This is a genomic window from Planococcus sp. ISL-110 (assembly GCF_018613575.1).
In the GTDB taxonomy this organism is placed as follows: Bacteria; Bacillota; Bacilli; order Bacillales_A; family Planococcaceae; genus Planococcus.
On sequence record NZ_JAGGPX010000023.1, the window covers coordinates 1 to 5,082 of the forward strand.

At 53.0% G+C, this 5,082-nt stretch carries 2 rRNA genes; both read left to right on the top strand.

Annotated elements, in window-relative coordinates:
- Positions 1-303 precede the first annotated feature (303 nt).
- Positions 304-1,854: ribosomal RNA gene (locus J7I83_RS14350) — 16S ribosomal RNA — on the top strand.
- Between the two features lie 200 nt (positions 1,855-2,054).
- Positions 2,055-4,987: ribosomal RNA gene (locus J7I83_RS14355) — 23S ribosomal RNA — on the top strand.
- Together the 16S and 23S rRNA genes form the textbook arrangement of a ribosomal RNA operon.
- The last annotated feature ends 95 nt before the right edge of the window (positions 4,988-5,082 follow it).

The following is a 5,082-nucleotide window of genomic DNA, read 5'->3' on the forward strand; positions in this document are numbered from 1 at the left end:
GATTTAGAAATGAGGAATACAGAAGGAAAAGAAGAGTTTCAAGAAAAACTTTCGAGAAAGTGTTGACAGGAATATAAACATGCTTTAATATAGTAAAAGTCGCCAAGCAACAACGAACAACATAAATGAAACGGCGGCAACAAACTGAACCTTGAAAACTGAACAGCAAAACGTCAACAAACAGCAACGGCCGTTGAACGCGGCCCGCGCACAACTTACTGATCAGCGTTATGCAGATCAAAGCGAATCGTGCGTCTTCGGACGGCGATACGCCAGCAAGTTAAGAGCAGTCAAATGTTCTCTATAATGGAGAGTTTGATCCTGGCTCAGGACGAACGCTGGCGGCGTGCCTAATACATGCAAGTCGAGCGGAACCATTGGAGCTTGCTCCATTTGGTTTAGCGGCGGACGGGTGAGTAACACGTGGGCAACCTGCCCTGCAGATCGGGATAACTCCGGGAAACCGGTGCTAATACCGAATAGTTTGCGGCCTCTCCTGAGGCTGCACGGAAAGACGGTTTCGGCTGTCACTGCAGGATGGGCCCGCGGCGCATTAGCTAGTTGGTGGGGTAATGGCCTACCAAGGCGACGATGCGTAGCCGACCTGAGAGGGTGATCGGCCACACTGGGACTGAGACACGGCCCAGACTCCTACGGGAGGCAGCAGTAGGGAATCTTCCGCAATGGACGAAAGTCTGACGGAGCAACGCCGCGTGAGTGACGAAGGTTTTCGGATCGTAAAACTCTGTTGTGAGGGAAGAACACGTACCAGCTAACTACTGGTACCTTGACGGTACCTCACCAGAAAGCCACGGCTAACTACGTGCCAGCAGCCGCGGTAATACGTAGGTGGCAAGCGTTGTCCGGAATTATTGGGCGTAAAGCGCGCGCAGGCGGTTCTTTAAGTCTGATGTGAAAGCCCACGGCTCAACCGTGGAGGGTCATTGGAAACTGGAGAACTTGAGTGCAGAAGAGGAAAGTGGAATTCCATGTGTAGCGGTGAAATGCGTAGAGATGTGGAGGAACACCAGTGGCGAAGGCGACTTTCTGGTCTGTAACTGACGCTGAGGCGCGAAAGCGTGGGGAGCAAACAGGATTAGATACCCTGGTAGTCCACGCCGTAAACGATGAGTGCTAAGTGTTAGGGGGTTTCCGCCCCTTAGTGCTGCAGCTAACGCATTAAGCACTCCGCCTGGGGAGTACGGCCGCAAGGCTGAAACTCAAAGGAATTGACGGGGGCCCGCACAAGCGGTGGAGCATGTGGTTTAATTCGAAGCAACGCGAAGAACCTTACCAGGTCTTGACATCCCGCTGCCCGGTGTAGAGATACGCCTTTCCCTTCGGGGACAGCGGTGACAGGTGGTGCATGGTTGTCGTCAGCTCGTGTCGTGAGATGTTGGGTTAAGTCCCGCAACGAGCGCAACCCTTGATCTTAGTTGCCAGCATTCAGTTGGGCACTCTAAGGTGACTGCCGGTGACAAACCGGAGGAAGGTGGGGATGACGTCAAATCATCATGCCCCTTATGACCTGGGCTACACACGTGCTACAATGGACGGTACAAAGGGCTGCAAACCCGCGAGGGGGAGCCAATCCCAGAAAACCGTTCTCAGTTCGGATTGCAGGCTGCAACTCGCCTGCATGAAGCCGGAATCGCTAGTAATCGTGGATCAGCATGCCACGGTGAATACGTTCCCGGGCCTTGTACACACCGCCCGTCACACCACGAGAGTTTGTAACACCCGAAGTCGGTGAGGTAACCCTTGTGGAGCCAGCCGCCGAAGGTGGGACGGATGATTGGGGTGAAGTCGTAACAAGGTAGCCGTATCGGAAGGTGCGGCTGGATCACCTCCTTTCTAAGGATAAATTCGGAACCGGAGCGCTTGCGCTTCCGGGGTTGACGTTTTGCGTTCAGTTTTGAAGGTTCACCTTCAGCAACGCCTTTTTTTGTGACTTTCAAACTTGTTCTTTGAAAACTGGATAAAACGACATTGAAACAAATTGAAGCAATTCATGTACGCGTGGCCTTTGGGCCACAACTTTTTAATTGACCATTGGTTAAGTTAGAAAGGGCGCACGGTGGATGCCTTGGCACTAGGAGCCGAAGAAGGACGGCACTAACACCGATATGCTTCGGGGAGCTGTAAGTGAGCTGTGATCCGGAGATTTCCGAATGGGGGAACCCGCTGCCTTTAATCGGGCAGTATCCATGTGTGAATTGATAGCACATGAGAAGGCAGACCCAGGGAACTGAAACATCTAAGTACCTGGAGGAAGAGAAAGCAAATGCGATTCCCTGAGTAGCGGCGAGCGAAACGGGATCAGCCCAAACCAAGAGGCTTGCCTCTTGGGGTTGTAGGACACTCTATACGGAGTTACAAAAGGCAGGATTAGGCGAAGCGACCTGGAACGGTCCGCCGCAGCGGGTAATAGCCCCGTAGCCGAAAACCCTGCCCCTCCAGAGTGGATCCTGAGTACGGCGGAACACGTGAAATTCCGTCGGAATCCGGGAGGACCATCTCCCAAGGCTAAATACTTCCTAGTGACCGATAGTGAACCAGTACCGTGAGGGAAAGGTGAAAAGCACCCCGGAAGGGGAGTGAAATAGATCCTGAAACCGTGTGCCTACAAGTAGTCAAAGCCCGTTAATGGGTGATGGCGTGCCTTTTGTAGAATGAACCGGCGAGTTACGATTGCATGCAAGGTTAAGCCGAGAAGGCGGAGCCGCAGCGAAAGCGAGTCTGAATAGGGCGCCAGAGTATGCAGTTGTAGACCCGAAACCAGGTGATCTACCCATGTCCAGGGTGAAGGTAAGGTAACACTTACTGGAGGCCCGAACCCACGCACGTTGAAAAGTGCGGGGATGAGGTGTGGGTAGCGGAGAAATTCCAATCGAACCTGGAGATAGCTGGTTCTCTCCGAAATAGCTTTAGGGCTAGCCTCAAGATTGAGAATCCTGGAGGTAGAGCACTGTTTGGACTAGGGGCCCATCCCGGGTTACCGAATTCAGACAAACTCCGAATGCCAGTGATTTATGCTTGGGAGTCAGACTGCGAGTGATAAGATCCGTAGTCAAGAGGGAAACAGCCCAGACCACCAGCTAAGGTCCCCAAATATCCGTTAAGTGGAAAAGGATGTGGCGTTGCTTAGACAACCAGGATGTTGGCTTAGAAGCAGCCATCATTTAAAGAGTGCGTAATAGCTCACTGGTCGAGTGACACTGCGCCGAAAATGTACCGGGGCTAAACGGATTACCGAAGCTGTGGATGGATCTCGTTAGAGATCCGTGGTAGGAGAGCGTTCTAAGGGCGTTGAAGTCAGACCGGAAGGACTGGTGGAGCGCTTAGAAGTGAGAATGCCGGTATGAGTAACGAAAGACGGGTGAGAATCCCGTCCACCGAATGCCTAAGGTTTCCTGAGGAAGGCTCGTCCGCTCAGGGTTAGTCGGGACCTAAGTCGAGGCCGATAGGCGTAGACGATGGACAACAGGTTGATATTCCTGTACCACCTCCCCGCCGTTTGAGCAATGGGGGGACGCAGAAGGATAAGGAGAGCGTGCCGTTGGTTGTGCACGTCCAAGCAGTGAGGCGTGGAATGAGGCAAATCCCATTCCTGATACGTTGAGCTGTGATGGCAAGAGGCCTAGCCTCGGAGTCCCTGATTTCACACTGCCAAGAAAAGCCTCTAGCGAGGCGGGAGGTGCCCGTACCGCAAACCGACACAGGTAGGCGAGAAGAGAATTCTAAGGTGAGCGAGTGAACTCTCGTTAAGGAACTCGGCAAAATGACCCCGTAACTTCGGGAGAAGGGGTGCTCTGGTAGGGTGTATAGCCCGAGAGAGCCGCAGTGAATAGGCCCAGGCGACTGTTTAGCAAAAACACAGGTCTCTGCAAAACCGTAAGGTGACGTATAGGGGCTGACGCCTGCCCGGTGCTGGAAGGTTAAGGGGAGTGCTTAGCGCAAGCGAAGGTGCGAACTGAAGCCCCAGTAAACGGCGGCCGTAACTATAACGGTCCTAAGGTAGCGAAATTCCTTGTCGGGTAAGTTCCGACCCGCACGAAAGGCGTAACGATCTGGGCACTGTCTCAACGAGAGACTCGGTGAAATTATAGTACCTGTGAAGATGCAGGTTACCCGCGACAGGACGGAAAGACCCCGTGGAGCTTTACTGTAGCCTGATATTGAATTTTGGTGCAACTTGTACAGGATAGGTAGGAGCCTTAGAGCCCGGAGCGCCAGCTTCGGAGGAGGCGTCAGTGGGATACTACCCTGGTTGTATTGAAATTCTAACCCACATCCCTGATCGGGATGGGAGACAGTGTCAGGCGGGCAGTTTGACTGGGGCGGTCGCCTCCTAAAGAGTAACGGAGGCGCCCAAAGGTTCCCTCAGAATGGTTGGAAATCATTCGCAGAGTGTAAAGGCAGAAGGGAGCTTGACTGCGAGACGTACAGGTCGAGCAGGGTCGAAAGACGGGCTTAGTGATCCGGTGGTTCCGCATGGAAGGGCCATCGCTCAACGGATAAAAGCTACCCCGGGGATAACAGGCTTATCTCCCCCAAGAGTCCACATCGACGGGGAGGTTTGGCACCTCGATGTCGGCTCATCGCATCCTGGGGCTGTAGTCGGTCCCAAGGGTTGGGCTGTTCGCCCATTAAAGCGGTACGCGAGCTGGGTTCAGAACGTCGTGAGACAGTTCGGTCCCTATCCGTCGCGGGCGCAGGAAATTTGAGAGGAGCTGTCCTTAGTACGAGAGGACCGGGATGGACACACCGCTGGTGTACCAGTTGTTCTGCCAAGGGCATCGCTGGGTAGCTATGTGTGGCCGGGATAAGTGCTGAAAGCATCTAAGCACGAAGCCCCCCTCAAGATGAGATTTCCCATTGCGCAAGCAAGTAAGATCCCTCAAAGACGATGAGGTAGATAGGTTCGAGGTGGAAGCGTGGCGACATGTGCAGCTGACGAATACTAATCGATCGAGGACTTAACCAAACTATGTATTGTGAAGCGTTTCAATTGTTCGATGTCGTTTATCCAGTTTTGAAAGAATAAGGAAAAGTTTTTAATGAAAAAGCTTGCAAAAACAT